This is a genomic window from Streptococcus sp. HMSC076H09, from assembly GCF_001811765.1.
In the GTDB taxonomy this organism is placed as follows: Bacteria; Bacillota; Bacilli; order Lactobacillales; family Streptococcaceae; genus Streptococcus; species Streptococcus agalactiae.
This window is the reverse complement of record NZ_KV806614.1, coordinates 38213-56528: the sequence shown is the minus strand read 5'-3', so window position 1 is coordinate 56528 and position 18316 is coordinate 38213. Positions and strand designations below refer to the sequence as shown.

Sequence of the window (18316 nt, the reverse complement as noted above, 5' to 3'; positions counted from 1 at the left end):
TCTTTATAACAATACTTTGTGTGGTTTAAATTCATTGCCACGTTTTTCTAGTATAGCGATAACTCTATTTTCATAAAAAGCTGCTAAGGTATCTGCTTCATTTTCTAATAAGATACGACGTCCGTATGAGATTTCAACTTTATCTTCCTCAGTTAGGTTAACTTTTGGGAGATCTAAAACACCATATTCAATTGGAAGTAAAAATGAAAAATCTTCTTGCTTATATTTTTCATTAATTTCTTCAAGCGTTAATGATTGTGTAATAGATAATCCTGCAGATGAGGTTCTTTTTAGGAAAGACATATGGCTAGCATATCCTAGTTTTATTCCTAGATCAACAGCTAACGTCCTAACATAGGTACCTTTACTGCATGAGACATAGAAACTAAAACGGCAGATGCCTTTTTCGAAGTACAATGGGCTTGTGCGTCTAAATTCAGAAATTGTTATTTGTCGTTTAGGTCGCTCTACTTCTTCTCCTGAACGAGCATATTCATAGAGTTTTTTACCATTTACTTTAACTGCTGAATACATAGGAGGAACTTGTGTAATTGGACCGGTAAAACTTTTCATCGCATGATCCACAACATCCTCGCTAAGATCGGATTGAGTTAGTGGAGTTCTTGAAATGACCTCTCCACTAGAATCTTCTGTACTTGTGGCATATCCTAAAGTGATTTCTCCTTCATAAATTTTGCCACTTTCTGTCATATATTCAATAACACGAGTGGCTTTTCCAACCGCAATTGGTAAAACCCCAACAACATCTGGATCAAGAGTTCCGCCGTGTCCTATTTTTTTTGTATGTAATATCTTTCGAAGCTTGAATACAGCATCGTGTGATGTCATTCCAGCTTCTTTCTTTAAATTAATTATTCCTGTAATCATGTTTTATATTATATCAGTAAATAAGCGGTAACACAAAGAAAGGAGCGTAAAAACTTACGCTCTTTTGGTATAGTGCTATAAGGATTTATACCTAATCTAAATAGTATGAAAAGCCTGTACTAACCTTCTTGAACCCTAGGTTTTCATAAAAATGATAAGCTTCCTGACGATATTCTTTTAAACTGCTATTTAAAGCCAGTACTTCACTTCCATCTGTTTTAGCTAGCTGTTTAACGTGATTAATAAGTTGACTAGCGATGCCTTTACGACGGTGCTTTTCATTAACTACTAGTGCTAAAATACGATAGTAAGTCCCACTTTTTTCAAAAAAGTAAAGTTTATGATATCCAACGAAGGCGAGTAGTTTGCCATTATCCTCAGCTATCAAAAAGCCATAATCTGAATGAGTAAGAATAACCTTTAAAATAGATTGAATCTCTGATAATGATATTGCGTATCCTAATTCTTGATACAAAGGGACTAATTTTTCACTATCGTCTAGTGTAGCAGTTCTAATCTTCATAATCATAACCTCTTAGTCTTTTAGAGCATCGAATTTTGCTTTCATTGTTGGATTTTTTCTTGTTAATTTCTTGACAGAAACATCGTCTAATTTATTATTTGCAAGACGTAGTTGATTTTCAGACGTTGTTAAAGCAGCCTTAACAGCTTCCATACGTTTAATAGATTTATCTATTTCATCGATTGCTTTCTGGAAATTTTTGCTTGCAGAATTATAATTTTTAGCAAATGCATTTTTGAAAATATCTAAATCTTCTTCAAAATGTGTGATGTCAATATTTTGTTCTTTCATCAAAGCAAGCTCTTGTTTATATTTTAAGGTATTGAGTGCTGCATTTCTTAGAATACCAATTAATTGGATAAAAAATTGTGGACGTATAACGTACATTTTAGGGTATTTGTGACTAACATCAACAATTCCAGTATTATAATAGTCATTGTCTGCTTCAAGCATAGTTACTAAAACTGCGTATTCGCAAGATTTTTCACGACGATCTTTATCTAATTCTTTGAAAAAATCTTCATTTTTATGCTTCTTGATAGTATCATCAGACTCATTTTTCATTTCAAACATGATACTTAAAAACTCAAGGTCATTTTCATCCTTTTCTCGATAGATAAAGTCCCCCTTTGAGCCACGACTTGATAATGTATTGTCCTTCTCAAAATAAGCATTAGGAAAGGCCAAATGTCGCACTTTATTAAATTCTGTTTCAGCATAATGTTCTAAACTTTCTCCTACTGCTTTAGTAGACTGTTGAGCTTTGAAGTTTTTATAGAATTCTACTTGTTCATTGGCTGCCTTTAGTTGTACTTCATAATCACTTTTTACTGAAGCTAAAGCTAAATCTTTTTCTTTTTCTTGAATGTGCAACTGATTTTGTATTGCATCTCTTTCTCGTTCGACTTTTGTTAGCGCCTCTTGCAAGCTATTTTCATGCTCTAAACGTAGTCTATCGATTTGGTTTTCAAGGTCGCGAAGCATCATGTCTTTTTGATTTAATTGCTCAGCGAGTTGGTACTCATTGTCTTTGAGAAGATTGTCTTTTTCTATAAGAAATTGTTTGACTTTGTACTGAAGTTTAGCTATCTCCTTGTCTTTTTCTACAACAACTTCCTGTAATTGATTTTTTGCTTGCTCCCCTAATATTAGACGTTCTTTTTCCAACCGTTCACTTACTTCTTTGTCAAAAGCATCTCCACGAATTTGTTCTAGTAATTGATGGTATTCAGACTCGTTGATGGCAAAAGCTGTTCCACAATGAGGGCATTTGATTTCGTTCATGATAACTCTTCCTATGATGTTTTGTATTTGGTTCTAGCTAAGTTGTTGTCTGATGTCATTTTGGATACGTTCCCACTCCTGCTCTGCACGTGCTATCTTACGTTTGTAATCGTTGAGCCCCTGTTTATAACGTTGGATAAGATAATCCTGTCTAAAAAGCGGGATACTTGGTATTGCAATATTTAACAGTTCCTTTGTGCTAATATTCATCACAGCTTTTCCTTTGTTAGCATTCTCAAGTGCCTGTTGACCTTCTTCTGAATCAAAAAAAAGCTTTAAGTAGTACCCTCTAATGTGTTGTGTAGGCCTTAGTATTGTAATATTAGCAGAGGCAACGACAGGGTAATCTTGCTCTTCAAAAATAGCAACTTTCTTGACAGTTCCTTTTGAAGCGATTAAAACATCGCCTTCCTGAAGTAGATATTTTAAAAGCGATCGTTGTTCATCTTGGAATGTTCTTAAGTTATGGTAGTCAATTCCTAAAGGAGACATATCACTCAAATTAATAATACGGATATCACCTGCTTCTGCTTTTGAAGGCACAGCTTTACCTTTAAAGCAGTCTACCAATTCAGATAATAAATAAGTTTTTTTCTCTGGGTTACTTGTTGGATTTTGTGGCACAATAGACTCCTTTCGTCTTTAAAATATTATATCACAAAACATAGTTTTTTAATACTAAAATAAAAAATAAGCTTTCAGTAAGAGAAGCTTATTTAGATTAAATCTATTAGTCGTAAGGAAAATTCGATTTTTGATAAAGCCAATAACATGCTACGATAAGAACAATACTGGTAATCATGCTTCCTTCCACACCAAATTTTCCACCGCTAATCCAGTCAGCACCATAGGTTTTAACATGGACTAGGGAGTTAGACAACATTGGCTCTCCACTAACTTCGATTCCAAAGACACTCCCTTGTACACAGTTCCAGGCGCCATGAATACCACACGCCCCCCAGATGTTACCTTTTAAAATAACATAGAGCGATAGAAATAGTCCAAAGAGACACAGATTGAAAATCGAGATAAGGCTTACATGATTATTAGCGCTATGCAGAAGACCGAAAAAGATTGAACTGATACTGACAGAAACTATCTTACTATACTTTGTGGCACTCACCGGAAGTAACCATCCACGACACAATATTTCAACAGATGCGCTTTGTACCTGCCATCCAACAGCAAAAATAAGAAACCAAATCAATTTATCAGCTGTAAAACGAACAGTTTCGATAACTCCAGAGCCTGAAATTATTGTTAATATTAAGCAGGCTCCAAAGAGAACGCTCCCGACTAACCATCCTCTAGATAATTCTGTTAGGGCTCCTTCTTTAAATAGCCCTAGAGAACTAATTGGACGCTTCTCTTTAAATTTCACCCACATAAATAACATTACCGTACTAATTGAAGTTGCTAGTAAAATGATTAACTGGACGATATCGCTATCCCACTCTAGTTTCCAAAAATCAAGCGAGATAATCAATTCAATAATAATATAGGTAAGGAAATCTGCTGTAAATAGTAATATCAAAGCCAATAATATAGTTAAAAGGACATGCCTTGATACTTTACCTTTTGCAGTTTCCTCAAAAATAGACTCTCTCATAAATATCTCACTTTTATCTAACTTTATACTGTTATATTATACAATTAAGATTACTTGCTGTCAATCGTTATCGAAAAGATTAGAAAAGATAATCTTTATTATAAACTAATCTACTGATTTCAAGGCATCTAACATATTGAGTTTTTTTAATTGATGGTTAACTATAAAACCTAGACTTATTAGAATGATGACTACTACGCTTATTGGTATTATAAATGTAGTTGGTGATACTTTTTCACCAAAAAGTATTTGATCTGAACCAATTAGCAACATCATTTGACGGTGTAAATAAGTACCGCTAATGGTGCCTAGAATCACACCGATGGTTGATAAAATAATGGTTTCGCGGTAAATGTATAAAGTTACTTCTTCATTATAAAAACCTAATACCTTTATAGTTGATAGCTCCCGCTTACGTTCTGCTAAATTAATATTAGTGAGATTATAGAGAATTACAATGGCTAACAATAAAGATACGACAACTAAAATAGTCATAGAGCCATCTAAAGAACGCACAACGGCTTCTACACTAGCCAGCTGAAGAGCATTTTGCGTAAGAGACTCAACTCCATTAATTTCTAAAAGTTTTTCTGCTAAGTTATTTGCGATTTTATGTTTGGTTAACTTAACCAAAAAAGCGTTATCTTTAGCTTCTTTCTTAAAAATAGTTCGATAGTATTGTTTTGTCATAAAAATATAGTGACCAACATTCGCATTGACAACTCCTGTTATTTTTAATTTTCTAGAAGGAAGTGTTTGTGAATGAGATAAATGGATAAAATCACCGGTATTAACATGATAAAATTGAGCTAATTTTTTAGAAATAATAATCCCTTTATTATTCAAGTGCAATGACTTATTAGTTGTTGCTTCTTGTAAATAAATAAAAGGTAGTAATTGTTTTTTGTCTGTTATGAATAGGGAAATTGACTGTTTATTAATTTGTCCAGGAATGGATTCGTCAAGATTTTCAAGGTGTATTGGTTGGTATTTGTCTATTTTTGAATCTTTTGAAAGTAGTTCAAGTATTTTTGGGGGAGAAGCATTTGTGTTATATGTTAGCAATATATCATAGGGCATAATACGACCGAAATGTTCATTGACGGTTTGCTTTAAGGAGGATTGTATTCCTAGACCTGAAAATAAGAGCGCTACTGATCCAGCAACTCCAAATATGGTCATAATCATCCTTTGTTTGTAACGAAAAATATTTCTAGCAGTTACTTTTTGTGTGAAGGACAGTTTTTTCCAAATCCAATTGATATACTCTAAAGCTATTTTAGATCCTTTAGCTGGTGGTTTTGGTAATAATAAAAATGCTGCTTTTTCTTTCAACTCACGTCGAGTGATAACAAAAACTGGAAGAACAATGCTTAATAATGAAAAAACAAAGGCTAGTAAACTGTAATTTAAGAAAAGATGATACTGTGTGTTTGGAATAGTCAGGTCTTTGGAAATGATATCAGAAATAATACGAGGTAAAAGATAATGCCCTCCAATGATACCCAAAGTAGTCCCTAATGTTCCTGCTATAAAACCATAAATAATAAATTTAAAGATAACTTGGCGGTCACTATAGCCTAGTGCTTTTAATATGCCTGCGTTGGTTCTTTCTTCCTCGACGAACCTAGTCATTGTTGTTAAGGTTACTAATGCTGCGACTAAATATAAAATAATGGGGAAAAGATTACTGATTTTAGAAGTGCTATTTGTACTGGAGTCAAAAGTGTTATATCCTTGTCCTCCAGGAAAGGTAGTACGGTTGTAGACAATAATTTGAGGCGATTCCATTATTTGGGTGTTATGTCTCAATTTTAGAAGCTCTTTTGTTCGTTTCAAAAGAGATAGTCGGTCTTGTTTAATTTTCATTTGAATAGCTTGTCTTTGAGATAGTGGCATCGCTAGGCTATCATTATCTAACCGATTGATTTGTTTTTGAGCTTTTAGTAGGCTTTTTTCCTCCTCATCGATTTTACGTAGGCTCTCTTTTTTTGTTTTGGTATATCTTATTTTATTGTGAATATTTAATTTTCGCGATACCTTTTCTTGGTATTTCGCTACTTTTTCTTTGTAACTTATTGAGAAAGGGTTAATCAACCTAAGATCTTTAAAAGTTACCCTTGCCATTGTATATACTGGAGAGTGAAATGCTGTCTTATCTAATACGCCATAACTATCTAAGTCGCCGTCCCCTGTTTGAGAACTACCAAGGTTTGTCTTAGACCAAATCTCGGTAGAATTAACAAAACCTACAATAGTTAGAGGACCTGTATTTGAAAACAGTTTGTTTTTATCTTGTTTAAAATTAATTTTATCACCTATTGCATATTTTTTTCGTTCCTGAAATGAGAGAGCAATTTCTGATTTATTTAAAGGGAGACGTCCCTTAACAAGATCAAAGGTTGATATCGTTTTGGTATTGGAATACAATCGATAAGATTTACTATTCTGTTGAGGGGTTGTATCTACAAAGTAAGAAAATTCAACTTGTGATCCTTTTAAGCTTTCTAAAACAGTTTGATCATGTTTGTCAAGTCCCCAAGAATTGAAAACGGTAATATCCATAACATGATGATGAGCAAGGTAATTTTGTGCTGTTCTTTGCATATTAGGTGCTGAGACCTTCAGTCCTATAAAAGCAAATGAGCCTAACATCATAAGTAAGAGGATTGATGAAAATCTACCTTTTGAAGTCGTAATTGATCGATAGATATCTTTCCAAAATGTCTTTCCCATCTGTATAACCTCTAATATTCTATGTTCTGAATATCACTTGGATTCTCGTTTATTACAATATCACTGATTTTTGAATCATGCATATGGATCACGCGATTTGCAATTGGCGCTAAGGCAGTATTATGAGTAACAATGATCACAGTTGTTTCTTTTGATTGCGCCATCTTTTGCAGGATGGCTAGTACTTGTTTTCCAGTTTGGTAATCTAAAGCACCAGTAGGTTCATCACAAAGTAACAGTTTAGGTTTTTTGGCAATAGCTCGTGCTATTGCAACGCGTTGCTGTTCGCCACCGGAAAGCTGTGCTGGAAAATGATTGATACGGTGTCCCAAACCTACGTTTTCTAATGCCTGTTGGGCATCTAATGCCTTTGGAACAATTTCTGAAGCCAATTCTACATTCTCTAGTGCTGTTAGATTAGGGACTAAGTTATAGAATTGAAAAACAAACCCGACATCATATCTACGGTAACGAGTCAATTCCCTGATGGTATAATTAGCAATATTCTTACCATCAATTAAAACTTCACCTTCGCTATTACTATCCATCCCTCCTAGTATATTGAGAACAGTAGATTTGCCAGCGCCGGATGCACCAAGAATAACCACCAACTCACCTCTTTCAATACTGAAACTAATATCATTGTTAGCAACAATTTCGGTTTCACCTGTTTGATAACGCTTATAGGAATGCTTCATTTCAATATAGGACATAACGGCACCTCACACTATGAATACACCTATATTATAGCACTTTTTTATTAATTCTCCCATAAAAATAAATACATAAATTAAGTTATGTAAAATAATAATTTTTTTAAAAATCTGAGCTAAACACTCAGATTCCACTTTATTTAATTTTCTCTTCTTGGTAGTCGCATTTTTCATTTGAGCAAACAACTTGTTTACCACCACCGCGTACTTTTTTCTCCACTAAGAAATCATTTGATTTGGGGCAAGTTCGTCCAATAGGTTTGTCCCAAGATGTAAACTCACATTCTGGGTAGCGGTCACAGCCATAAAAGATACGATTGCGTTTTGTTTTTCGCTCAATAACTTGTCCTTTTTGACAGATAGGACAAATAACACCTATTTCCTTAGTGATAGCTTTTGTGTTATGACATTCAGGGAAATTGCTACACGCATAAAACTTTCCATAACGTCCTAGTTTTATTACCATTGGTGATCCACATAGCTCGCAATCAAATCCAGCAGGTTCATCCTTTATTTGAATTTTCTCCATTTCAGTTTCTGCTTTTGCAAGTTCTTTTTCAAATGGTTTATAAAATTCATCGATAATCTTTTGCCACTGCTCTTTACCAATCTCAACTTCGTCTAGTTTCCCTTCCATTTCGGCAGTGAAGGTAACATCAACAATATCTGGGAAAAATTCTACAATAAGGCTATTAACAATTTCACCAAGTTCAGTTGGTTCGAAGCGTTTAGCTGCAAGCTTAACATAATAACGTTTTTGAATAGTCTCAAGCGTTGGGGCATAAGTTGAAGGACGACCTACACCGTTTTCTTCAAGTGTTTTAATGAGACTTGCTTCTGAAAACCTTGCAGGAGGTTGAGTGAAGTGTTGTTCAGGATTCGTATTAACCTTTTTAACACTTTCTCCTTCCTCCATATCTGGTAACATTTTATTTTTGTCAGTATCGTTATAAACAGCCATGTAACCATCAAACTTGACTTGGCTACCATTAGCAATAAAAGTAACACCATTTTGCGTTAAATTAACTTTCATTGTGTCAAAGACTGCTGCTGTCATTTGGCTTGCAATAAAACGGTTCCAGATAAGAGTGTAAAGTTTTAGTTGATCTTTGTCTAAATACTTAGCAATACTTTCGGGTGTATGATTAACACTAGATGGGCGAATAGCTTCGTGAGCGTCTTGTGCTCCAGAAGCATTTTTAACTTTATTCCCATGTTTAGAATAATTTGCACCAAAACGGTTAGTAATAAATTCTGTTGCTTCATTTTGTGCTAACGGACTAATACGTGTAGAATCAGTACGCATATAGGTAATCAGACCTTGATGACCTGCTGTGCCTAAGCTAAGTCCTTCGTACAGCTGTTGCGCAATCATCATGGTTTTACGAGTTCGAAAATTGATTTTATTAGCTGCATCTTGTTGCAATGAAGAAGTTGTATACGGTAATGGTGCATTACGACGACGCTCTTTTTTTTCAACTTTTTCAACTAAGAATTCATCAGTTTTAATACGTTTTAGAACTGTTTTGACGTCTTCATTATTCGATAATTTGAATTTCTTTCCGTCTAAACCGTAGAAAGTGGCATTGAATTTACGTGTTCCTTTTTTAAAGGAACCGTCAATAGTCCAATACTCCTCCGGTTGGAAAGCCTTAATCTCATTTTCACGATCAATGATTAGTTTAAGAGCAACTGATTGTACACGTCCAGCTGATAGCCCTTTTTTTACTTTTTTCCATAAAATAGGTGAGATAGAATAACCAACAATGCGATCTAAAACACGTCGTGCTTGCTGAGCATCAACGAGATCCATGTTAATCTGACGAGGTTCCACAAAAGCATTTTTAACAGCATCTTTTGTGATTTCATTGAAAACAACACGGTTTCTGTCTTCTTTGTCTAAATCTAAAATATGCGCTAAATGCCAGGAAATAGCTTCTCCTTCACGGTCCGGGTCACTCGCGAGGTAAACTTTTTTAGCCTTTTTAGCTTCTTTTTTTAAATCATTAATGAGAGGTCCTTTACCACGAATATTAATATATTGTGGTTCGTAATTATTCTCAAAATCAATGGACATACTTGACTTTTTTAAATCACGGATATGACCTACTGAGGCTACAACTTTATAGTTACGTCCTAAGTATTTTTCGATAGTCTTTGCTTTTGCAGGAGACTCCACAATAACTAGATTTTTTTTAGCAGTAGCTGATTTTTTTTTACTTGTTTTTTTGGTCGACGTTTTTGTCGTAGTTGCCATAGGTATCACTTTCTATATCGTAAACTTATAGCATAATAACTCACTTTTCTTAAACTGTCAATAGAAAACTTCTCCTATAGTAGAAAGCAAAACACTACTGATATTCAGAAAGGATATCTTTTCCTGAAATAATGCATTTAGCTCCTTCTTGGATAAGATGGTGGCATCCATCTGATTTGCCATCGATAATATTTCCGGGAATGGCAAAAACTTCTCGTCCCTCTTCTAATGCTCTTTCACAGGTAATTAAACTTCCAGATCTCATCTTAGCTTCGGCAACCACAATACCTTGACACAGCCCTGCAATAATACGGTTACGTTCGGGGAAATGAAATTTCAAGGGTTGTTCTCCGGTAAAATATTCTGATAATACGAGATGATTATATGACATATATTCTTGAAGTTTCTTATTCTCCGTTGGATAATAAACATCTAAACCACTCCCGATAACAGCTATACTACTGCCGCCATTTTTTAAAGCACTAACATGTGCTGCTGTATCAATGCCACGCGCTAAACCACTTACGATAACAAATTGATTGTTAGTCTCCTTGATAATCTTTTTAACAGACTGACAACCTATCTGAGATGCCTGTCTTGCCCCCACTACAGCTAATTTAGGTTTAGATAGAAGTTCAATATTACCCTGATAAAAAAGTAGAACTGGTGGATTATATATTTCTTTTAACTCTAAAGGATAGTTAGAATCCAAAATCGATAGAACTGGAAATTTTTTGAATTCTTGTCGAAGTTTTTTAAGGTCTAGCTGTTTATAATTTTCTATAAAGAAAGTAGGATTTTTACATTTTGATACTACGGCCATATTGCGAACAGATAGAGAAGTTAAACTATTCTTTTTGAGATAGTTGATAATATTGTTGATATTAAGATTTGTTAATCCAGCTTTTTTAAGCTTAAATAGTTCAAAATGATTCATAAGGTTACCTCCATTGACTATATTCGAAAATAATAGACAAAATAAAGTGATAAGATCAATCTATACTCTGAAGCATTGATAATAGCTATTTTTTCAAAAAAATAAGACTAGGATTTTTCCTAGCCTTTGACAAAAAATTAACGATTATCAACAAAGTTCTGTACATCTTTAATCATACGGAGTGTTACTCGGCTTCCGCCTGAATTGATATACCAATCTTTTCCATCTACCTCATGAACACGTTTGTTTTTGACAGCATCAGTTGCTTTAATAACATCGTTATTAAAAAGTTCTTTTGATGAAGCTCCTTGTCCAATAGTCGCTCCACGATCTAAAACAAAGAGATAGTTAGGATTTTTTTCAGCGATGTATTCATAAGATACGGGAGTACCATGTGAACTTAGTTTTTCATTTTCATTGACTGCTTTAAATCCACCTACAGAGAAAATCCAACCAAAACGACCAGAAGGTGATTGAGTTAAAAGTTCACCGCTGTTTGCCATTACAAATAGAGCTGTAGGTTTACCTTTTTTCTCAATAGTTTTCTGCAATTTAAGAACAGCTTGTGCGATATCTTTATTAAAGGTTTTTGCCTTTTTATTTTGGTCGAAGATTTTCCCTAACATTGTGACACGCTCAGCAACTCCTTTGTCAAATACTTTTTTTGAGTCGACTCCAGCATATACTAATGCTGCTTTAGGTGCAGCCTCCTTTAATTTTTCAATATTATCAACAGAAGCCATACGTGCTCCTAGGAAAACCACATCAGGTTGCATACGAGCAATAGCTTCAAAGTTTGGTTCGAAGAGACTTCCTACGTCTTGGTATCTCTTAGCTTTATAAACAGATTTGACGTTATTGGGCAATAAACTTAGAGCATTTTTAGCCTTCGGGATACCAATAACAGATTTTTCAGCTCCTAAAGCTGTGATAGTATCCAAAGCTCCCATATCAAAAACAACTACTTTTTTGGGTTTTAAAGGAACTTTAAGTGTCTCGCTGATTTGCTTTTTATTATCCGGCTTGTCTCTTTTTTCTTTTTTAATATAGACCGAATAGTTGTTTTTTATGGTAACAGTTTGTGATTTTTCTTTAGCTAAAACAGCTTGAGAAGTGGTTAAGATAGTGCATAGTGCTAATATAGCAATAATAAGTTTTTTTGTCATTAAATAAAATCTCCTAAAATAGATAAAAACTAAAAATGTTATCCTACATAAATCTCTTTATTTACGTTGTACAAAAAAGGATAATTGGTTTACCATCAACAGTTTCGATACGGATAGGCATATCAAATAAATGAGAAAGGATTTTTTCTTGCATAACATCTTCGACAGTCCCACAAGTCACCACTTGTCCTTCTTTTAAAGCGACAACATTGTCAGCGTAGTGAGTTGCAAAATTGATGTCGTGAATAATAATCACTATAGTTTTATTAAACTCATACGCATATCGTTTGATAAGATCCATCATTTGAACAACATATTTCATATCTAAATTGTTGAGTGGCTCATCTAAGCAAATATATTGAGTATCTTGTGCCATTGTCATTGCGATAAAAGCTCTTTGAATTTGACCTCCGCTGAGGTTATTAATGAACTCGTCAGCTATATCGTTTAAATCCATATAAGATATAACTGATTCTATGACAGCTTTATCTTTTTGACTTAACCGTCCTTTACTATAAGGAAATCTACCGAATCCTATCAAGTCTCTCACCTTTATCTTGAGTGTTAAGTGATTAGATTGTCTTAATATGGCTAATGTTTTGGCTAAGTCATTTGAACTGTAGTGGGCTAATGGTACTTTATCAAGGAAAATTTCACCATTATCATAAGGTTCAAGTCGACTGATACAACTCAGCAATGTACTCTTTCCAGATCCATTTGGACCTAAAATAGCTGTTACTTTTCCTTTAGGAATCGAAATATTAATGTCTTTTAATATTTCCTTTTGGCCATAGAACTTATGTAAATTGTTTATTTGAATCATAAGTTTTTCCTTCCTTTGATTAAGGTGAATATAAAATAACTTCCCCCGATAAGGTTGAGGAGAACACTTAGTTGAACAGTGAGGTGTAATAGATTTTGAACGAGATGCTGCCCTAAGACAAGTGTAAAGATACAGATAACAATGGCTATAGGAACTAATATTTGATGTCTAAAGGTATGAAAACTGTGATAGGTAATATGTGCTACAAGTAAGCCTAAAAAAGTAATCGGCCCAACTAATGCTGTTGCTATAGCTACCATCAATGCTAACCATAAAAAAAATCTAGTAGTAAGCTTTTGATATGAGATGCCGAGTGATATCGCATTTTCTTTACCCAATAGTAAGACATCCAATTCCTTTATAAAAGGCCAATTAATGACAAAGCTAACGACAATGATAATGAAAGAAATCCAAAGGATCTTGGTGTTAATAGCATTGAAACTAGCAAAGAGCTGATTTTGTAAAATCATAAAATCGTTGGGGTCCATAATGGCTTGAATAAAGGATGAGATAGAAGAAAATAATGTATTAAATATGAGTCCAGCTAATAGAACAAAATACAAAGACTGTTTTTTATTTCGAAAAAGTATCGTAAATAATAAGTAAGCAAATCCAACCATTAATAATAATGAAAGGAGGAAGCTACTAAAAGATGAAAATTTTATGACACGCTGAGCTCCGATTAAATACATTAATCCTGTTTGGATAAGGATATATAAGCTATCTAAACCAATAATGGACGGAGTTAAAAGTCGGTTATTGGTTAGAGTTTGAAAAATAAGACTAGAACTACCAATGCAGATACCAACCAAAATTAATGCAATCAGTTTTTGATAACGTGTTTTTAGGATATAGATAATCAAAAATTCATTTGCGTCAGTTGGAATACCATAAATTAAAAACAAAATAATAGCAGCAATTAGTAGTATCAGTAAAATAAGTAATTTTGGTATCTCTAAATCCTTAATCATGATTTTCCCTCATTTCTTATAATTGAAATCAGGAAAAAGGCACTACCTAATACTCCTAGCGTAACTCCTATTGAGACTTCATAAGGAAAAATAACTAAGCGACCAAAAAGATCACATATCATGACGATACAAGCCCCTAAAAGCGATGTCTCTAAGATAGTTGAGGACATATGATCTCCTTTAGTTATGCTAATTAGATTAGGTACGATTAAACCTAAGAAAGGTAAAGCTCCTACGATAATAATGACTAGGGATGTCATAATTGAAACCAAAACTAAACCAAAGTAAATCATCTTTTCATAAGCAACCCCTAAATTCTTAGCGAAGCTTTCTCCAAGCCCAACAATGGTAAACTGATGAGCAAAAAAATATACTAAAAACAAACATGGCAATGCTAAGTAAAGAATTTCGTAGCGATGGCTAGTCATGATGGAAAAATTACCTTGAAGCCAACTGTTGACAGATTGTAGTACTTGAAAATGTGTTCCTAAAAATACTGTTGCTGCTGCTACAATTTGTCCAAGCATCAGTCCGATAAGAGGTATAAAAATATTATCCTTAAAAGTAATCATTTTTAAAATGGTTACAAAAAGAAGCGATCCTAAAATGGCAAAACCTGAAGCTATACATAGTTGAATAAAAATAGAGGTATTTTTAAAGAAAATCAGCGTAACAACTACTCCTAATTTCGCCCAATCCATAGTCCCTGAAGTTGTCGGTGAAACGAACTTGTTTTGGGTTAGTTGTTGCATCAGCAGGCCACAGACTGACAAACTTGCACCAGATATTAGGATACTAATGGTTCTTGGTAAGCGACTCGTTAAAAAAATATCTACCTGTGATTGATCAAGGTGTGTTATTTGCTCCAGTGGGATAGATTTCACACCAACAAATAGGGACGTTAGAGAAAGTATAACCAAAGTACAACCCATTACAGGAGTGGTTAATAGCTTTTTCATAAAACTCCTTAAAATGAAAGATAAAGTGTTCAAAAATGAGCACAAATCTATAATAACATAATTTTTTGGAAAAATATCTACTTTTTAAAGAATTTTATACTTAAGAAAACATTATTATATCAAGGTTTTTCTATTTAAAATCATTATAAATAAGATAGATTAAATTAGCAGAATATTTACTTTACCTATTTTTGAAATTAGAAAAAACCTTCGTTATAATTAAAGGTTTTTTCTAATTTTAAGCTAATTTTTTGATTATCTTAGCAGGGTTTCCTGCTATAACAACGTTATTTTCAAATGATTTCGTAACGACACTTCCAGCGCCAACGACGACATTATCTCCTAATACAACACCTGGTAAAATAGTCACTCCTCCACCTAGCCAGACATTATTCCCGATTTGGATTGGGGCACCGTATTCTAATCCTGAATTTCTTTCTATTGGATCTAGAGGATGGAGTGGGGTGAGGAGTTGACAGTTTGGGCCAAACATACAGTTATCGCCAATACGAATTTCACAAACATCTAAGAAAGTTTGGTTAAAATTGGCGTAGAAGTTTTCACCAACATAAATATTACAACCATAATCGCAGACAAAACGTTGTTCCATATGGATACTCTTCCCAGTAGCACCAAACCATTTTTGTAAAATGACGTTACGTTTGCTACTATTATCTTCATTGTTAAAGGCTTGCATATTTTTTAGTGCAACTTCTCTATCCTTGCGTAGTTCAGGTGCTGATGGACGATAATATTGTCCTGCTAACATTTTTTCTTTTTCGGTCATCTTTTCCTCTTCCGTATTATTTACAACATTGATTTTATAGGTTCAAAACTTTTACGATGTATCGGAGTAATACCGTATTTTTGCAAACCTTCTAAATGCTCTTTAGTACCATAGCCAGCATTTTTAGAAAATGCATATCCAGGATATGTGCTATCATAATCAGACATTATTTTATCTCTGGTCACTTTAGCTACGATTGAAGCTGCTGCAATAGAGAGTGAATTAGCATCACCTTTGATAATTTTAGTTTGTGGAATTGATAGATCTAAAACCATAGCATCAATTAAAAGATGTTCAGGAGCCACAGATAAATGAGAAACTGCATCAATCATAGCATGTTTTGTAGCTTCATAAATGTTGATATCATCAATACATTGGCTGTCTTGAATACCAATACCAACTGCTAACGCTTGATCTAAAATATTTTGATAGATTTCTTGATGCTTTTTCTTTGGAATTTTTTTGGAGTCATTGAGATGTTTTATTTTACAGTTTGGTGGAAGAATAACAGCAGCAGCTACTACTGGTCCCGCTAAAGGACCTCTACCTACTTCATCGATTCCTGCAATAAGGTTTATATGTTCAATGTAAAGTTTTTTTTCGTAGACCAACATTTGTTCTAAGCGCGCTTCTTCGTCTAAATCTGACTGAATATTTTTTTTTCGTTGAAGGATTGCTTTTTGAACACCTGCGCGTGAATCTGTTTGATATTCTTGCCAACGTTTGTCTTTTAAATCAACAATAGTCTCTAAAATTGCTTTGATTTCTTTAATTGTTGCCATCATGTTCTCCGACGATATCTAACGTATAGCGTCCTAATTTACCATCGCGAACTTCTTTGACAAATAAATTATAAAAGCGATCGTAATCGTCACGATAACCTAATTTTTGTGTTAAGGCCATGATGATTTCAGGAGCTTCATCCTCTAAATTAATGCTTTTAAAACGCTCTTTGAGACGATCAGGATAATAGGTTTTAAAGTAATTCAATCCAAATATTGTTACCTCATCCATAGGCAATAATTGATCTTTGATTGCCCCTGTTAATGCTAGCTTTAATCCAACTAATTCATCTTCAAATTTGGGCCACAAGATACCAGGAGTGTCCAAAATTTCCAGTTCCTTATTAGATTTGAGCCATTGCTGACCTTTTGTGACACCTGGTTTATTACCAACCACTGCAATTTTTTTACCTGCTAGGCGATTCATTAGAGTCGATTTACCTGCATTCGGAATTCCAATAATCATCGTACGAAGTGTCTCTTTTTGAATACCACGTCCCCGTAGCTTAGCAATTTTATCGGACATTAATATTTTAGCGATGTCGGTTACTTTTTTAACTGTTGATTGTTCTTTAGAATTAATAGCTAATGTCTTTAAACCTTGAGATTCATAAAAATCTCTCCATTCTTTAGTTCGAATAGGATCTGCTAGATCAGCTTTATTGAGGATCATTAGTTTGGGTTTGTCTCCGACGATTTTGGTTAGCATTGGATTTTGACTAGAAAGAGGTAACCTTGCATCCACTAAAATTGTAACAAAATCAACATGCTTAATATTTTCTTGAACTTGACGGCGAGCTTTGGACATGTGTCCTGGGAACCATTGAATAGTAGCCATGAAATAAATTCTCCTTATGTATAGACTACCTTAAAAGTCTACATCTATTTGTTAGAGGTCTAATTTTTTAGTTTTATTCTTTTTCAACCGCATATAAAGGTCGATAAAATATTCGATTAACACTATTATTCTATCATTTTTTTAATGATATCGAAATACTTTATACATTTATTCCGCTGATAGGTTTCGTTTACTAATTGAGTTTAAGGGATATACGAAAAAGCTCTGGAAGTTTACTCCGAGCTTTTAATAACATGATTTTTACCACATTAAGACTATTTGATGGTAACAGTCGTTCCTTGAGGAATATTTTCATAGAACCATTTTGCATCCGCCCTTGACATACGCACACAGCCATGTGAGGCGGCTTTTCCTAATTGCTTTGCTTCTTCTGGAATCTCATTTCCTTGTTGATCAGTCGGAACGCTATGAAAGAGATAAATACCATGTTCTTTAAAGGAGACCCAATAATAGGCTCCTTCTTTTGATGAGGCGTTATAGAAAAAATCTCCTCGTTCCGGTTCTATGACAAAAGTTCCTTTTGGGGTAGGGCTCTCTTTTGCTCCTGTTGAAACAATCGTTTTAAAGATGACCTTGTCATTCGAGGTTATTGTCATTGTTTGCCTCGTAGATGAAACATGAATTTCTAGATTTGAATATTTATTTAGATTTGGATAAGTCTTCTTTTGTAAGACCTCTTTTTTTGAAGTTTGACTTGTTTGAGATGCTTGTTTTATGACACTTGCTTTTTCTTTGGCTTTATCACCACGAAAAATAGAATATACGCTAAAGATACTCATGAAAACAAATAAGACAGCTAATATTGGCAAAATTGAACGTTTTCTCATGTACTATCCTCTCTCTTTTGCTCTGTTATGGACAAATCTATTATAAGTTTCTGAAAGAAGGTTGTCAAATATTTTTGTAACATTTGTAATCAAACAGAAATATTTACTGGAATTTTTAGTAGAAAAATAACCTCGAATGATACTTCATTCGAGGTTATTGTGATAACTGTAAGTCTTAATAACATGGCTTCAAAA

At 33.9% G+C, this 18316-nt stretch carries 17 protein-coding genes; all 17 read right to left on the bottom strand.

Annotated elements, in window-relative coordinates:
* Window positions 1-3: 3 nt before the first annotated feature.
* Window positions 4-888, bottom strand: a complete 885-nt coding sequence (gene truB / locus HMPREF2818_RS07370) for a tRNA pseudouridine(55) synthase TruB (protein ID WP_001873502.1) — start codon at window positions 886-888, stop codon at window positions 4-6.
* A gap of 91 nt (window positions 889-979) precedes the next feature.
* Window positions 980-1411 carry a GNAT family N-acetyltransferase gene (locus HMPREF2818_RS07365; protein WP_000702703.1) on the bottom strand — a complete coding sequence of 144 codons (432 nt, stop codon included), beginning with the start codon at window positions 1409-1411 and terminating at the stop codon, window positions 980-982.
* A gap of 12 nt (window positions 1412-1423) precedes the next feature.
* A complete protein-coding gene (locus tag HMPREF2818_RS07360; protein WP_001002583.1) occupies window positions 1424-2695 on the bottom strand; it encodes a DUF2130 domain-containing protein in 1272 nt (423 codons plus the stop codon).
* Between the two features lie 33 nt (window positions 2696-2728).
* Window positions 2729-3319, bottom strand: coding sequence for a restriction endonuclease subunit S (locus HMPREF2818_RS07355; protein ID WP_001135934.1), 591 nt, complete (start codon window positions 3317-3319; stop codon window positions 2729-2731).
* Between the two features lie 106 nt (window positions 3320-3425).
* The gene (locus tag HMPREF2818_RS07350) at window positions 3426-4304 is read right to left on the bottom strand and encodes a CPBP family intramembrane glutamic endopeptidase (protein ID WP_001209260.1); all 879 of its coding nucleotides are present in this window, start codon (window positions 4302-4304) and stop codon (window positions 3426-3428) included.
* A gap of 105 nt (window positions 4305-4409) precedes the next feature.
* A complete protein-coding gene (locus HMPREF2818_RS07345) occupies window positions 4410-7040 on the bottom strand; it encodes an ABC transporter permease (protein WP_000520616.1) in 2631 nt (876 codons plus the stop codon).
* 11 nt (window positions 7041-7051) lie between these two features.
* A complete protein-coding gene (locus HMPREF2818_RS07340) occupies window positions 7052-7753 on the bottom strand; it encodes an ABC transporter ATP-binding protein (RefSeq protein ID WP_000120355.1) in 702 nt (233 codons plus the stop codon).
* Window positions 7754-7889: 136 nt separating this feature from the next.
* Window positions 7890-10010, bottom strand: a complete 2121-nt coding sequence (topA, locus tag HMPREF2818_RS07335) for a type I DNA topoisomerase (protein WP_000246611.1) — start codon at window positions 10008-10010, stop codon at window positions 7890-7892.
* 94 nt (window positions 10011-10104) lie between these two features.
* Entirely contained in the window at window positions 10105-10947 is an 843-nt protein-coding gene (gene dprA, locus HMPREF2818_RS07330; protein WP_001015250.1) for a DNA-processing protein DprA, read from the bottom strand.
* 137 nt (window positions 10948-11084) lie between these two features.
* Window positions 11085-12113, bottom strand: a complete 1029-nt coding sequence (locus HMPREF2818_RS07325; protein WP_000162771.1) for a siderophore ABC transporter substrate-binding protein — start codon at window positions 12111-12113, stop codon at window positions 11085-11087.
* A 61-nt stretch (window positions 12114-12174) separates the two neighbouring features.
* Window positions 12175-12936 carry an iron ABC transporter ATP-binding protein gene (locus tag HMPREF2818_RS07320; protein WP_000614755.1) on the bottom strand — a complete coding sequence of 254 codons (762 nt, stop codon included), beginning with the start codon at window positions 12934-12936 and terminating at the stop codon, window positions 12175-12177.
* On the bottom strand, window positions 12933-13907 hold the full coding sequence (locus HMPREF2818_RS07315) for an iron chelate uptake ABC transporter family permease subunit (RefSeq protein WP_000588576.1): 975 nt from the start codon (window positions 13905-13907) through the stop codon (window positions 12933-12935). Before HMPREF2818_RS07315 ends, HMPREF2818_RS07320 begins: the two co-directional genes overlap by 4 nt.
* On the bottom strand, window positions 13904-14866 hold the full coding sequence (locus HMPREF2818_RS07310) for an ABC transporter permease (RefSeq protein ID WP_000735588.1): 963 nt from the start codon (window positions 14864-14866) through the stop codon (window positions 13904-13906). Before HMPREF2818_RS07310 ends, HMPREF2818_RS07315 begins: the two co-directional genes overlap by 4 nt.
* Window positions 14867-15104: 238 nt before the next feature.
* Window positions 15105-15653 carry a sugar O-acetyltransferase gene (locus tag HMPREF2818_RS07305; protein ID WP_000136509.1) on the bottom strand — a complete coding sequence of 183 codons (549 nt, stop codon included), beginning with the start codon at window positions 15651-15653 and terminating at the stop codon, window positions 15105-15107.
* Between the two features lie 20 nt (window positions 15654-15673).
* The gene (locus HMPREF2818_RS07300; protein ID WP_000201088.1) at window positions 15674-16435 is read right to left on the bottom strand and encodes a ribonuclease HII; all 762 of its coding nucleotides are present in this window, start codon (window positions 16433-16435) and stop codon (window positions 15674-15676) included.
* Window positions 16422-17273 carry a ribosome biogenesis GTPase YlqF gene (ylqF, locus tag HMPREF2818_RS07295; protein WP_000201281.1) on the bottom strand — a complete coding sequence of 284 codons (852 nt, stop codon included), beginning with the start codon at window positions 17271-17273 and terminating at the stop codon, window positions 16422-16424. Before ylqF ends, HMPREF2818_RS07300 begins: the two co-directional genes overlap by 14 nt.
* Before the next feature lie 275 nt (window positions 17274-17548).
* Window positions 17549-18121 (bottom strand): L,D-transpeptidase, encoded by a 573-nt coding sequence (locus HMPREF2818_RS07290; RefSeq protein ID WP_001231800.1) that lies wholly within the window; start codon window positions 18119-18121, stop codon window positions 17549-17551.
* Between the last annotated feature and the right edge of the window lie 195 nt (window positions 18122-18316).

What these genes read in the sequence shown, in the direction of transcription:
- truB (WP_001873502.1), bottom strand. Translation starts at nt 888, where the DNA reads ATGATTACAGGAATAATTAATTTAAAGAAAGAAGCTGGAATGACATCA.
- HMPREF2818_RS07365 (WP_000702703.1), bottom strand. Translation starts at nt 1,411, where the DNA reads ATGAAGATTAGAACTGCTACACTAGACGATAGTGAAAAATTAGTCCCT.
- HMPREF2818_RS07360 (WP_001002583.1), bottom strand. Translation starts at nt 2,695, where the DNA reads ATGAACGAAATCAAATGCCCTCATTGTGGAACAGCTTTTGCCATCAAC.
- HMPREF2818_RS07350 (WP_001209260.1), bottom strand. Translation starts at nt 4,304, where the DNA reads ATGAGAGAGTCTATTTTTGAGGAAACTGCAAAAGGTAAAGTATCAAGG.
- HMPREF2818_RS07345 (WP_000520616.1), bottom strand. Translation starts at nt 7,040, where the DNA reads ATGGGAAAGACATTTTGGAAAGATATCTATCGATCAATTACGACTTCA.
- HMPREF2818_RS07340 (WP_000120355.1), bottom strand. Translation starts at nt 7,753, where the DNA reads ATGTCCTATATTGAAATGAAGCATTCCTATAAGCGTTATCAAACAGGT.
- topA (WP_000246611.1), bottom strand. Translation starts at nt 10,010, where the DNA reads ATGGCAACTACGACAAAAACGTCGACCAAAAAAACAAGTAAAAAAAAA.
- dprA (WP_001015250.1), bottom strand. Translation starts at nt 10,947, where the DNA reads ATGAATCATTTTGAACTATTTAAGCTTAAAAAAGCTGGATTAACAAAT.
- HMPREF2818_RS07325 (WP_000162771.1), bottom strand. Translation starts at nt 12,113, where the DNA reads ATGACAAAAAAACTTATTATTGCTATATTAGCACTATGCACTATCTTA.
- HMPREF2818_RS07320 (WP_000614755.1), bottom strand. Translation starts at nt 12,936, where the DNA reads ATGATTCAAATAAACAATTTACATAAGTTCTATGGCCAAAAGGAAATA.
- HMPREF2818_RS07315 (WP_000588576.1), bottom strand. Translation starts at nt 13,907, where the DNA reads ATGATTAAGGATTTAGAGATACCAAAATTACTTATTTTACTGATACTA.
- HMPREF2818_RS07310 (WP_000735588.1), bottom strand. Translation starts at nt 14,866, where the DNA reads ATGAAAAAGCTATTAACCACTCCTGTAATGGGTTGTACTTTGGTTATA.
- HMPREF2818_RS07305 (WP_000136509.1), bottom strand. Translation starts at nt 15,653, where the DNA reads ATGACCGAAAAAGAAAAAATGTTAGCAGGACAATATTATCGTCCATCA.
- HMPREF2818_RS07300 (WP_000201088.1), bottom strand. Translation starts at nt 16,435, where the DNA reads ATGGCAACAATTAAAGAAATCAAAGCAATTTTAGAGACTATTGTTGAT.
- ylqF (WP_000201281.1), bottom strand. Translation starts at nt 17,273, where the DNA reads ATGGCTACTATTCAATGGTTCCCAGGACACATGTCCAAAGCTCGCCGT.
- HMPREF2818_RS07290 (WP_001231800.1), bottom strand. Translation starts at nt 18,121, where the DNA reads ATGAGAAAACGTTCAATTTTGCCAATATTAGCTGTCTTATTTGTTTTC.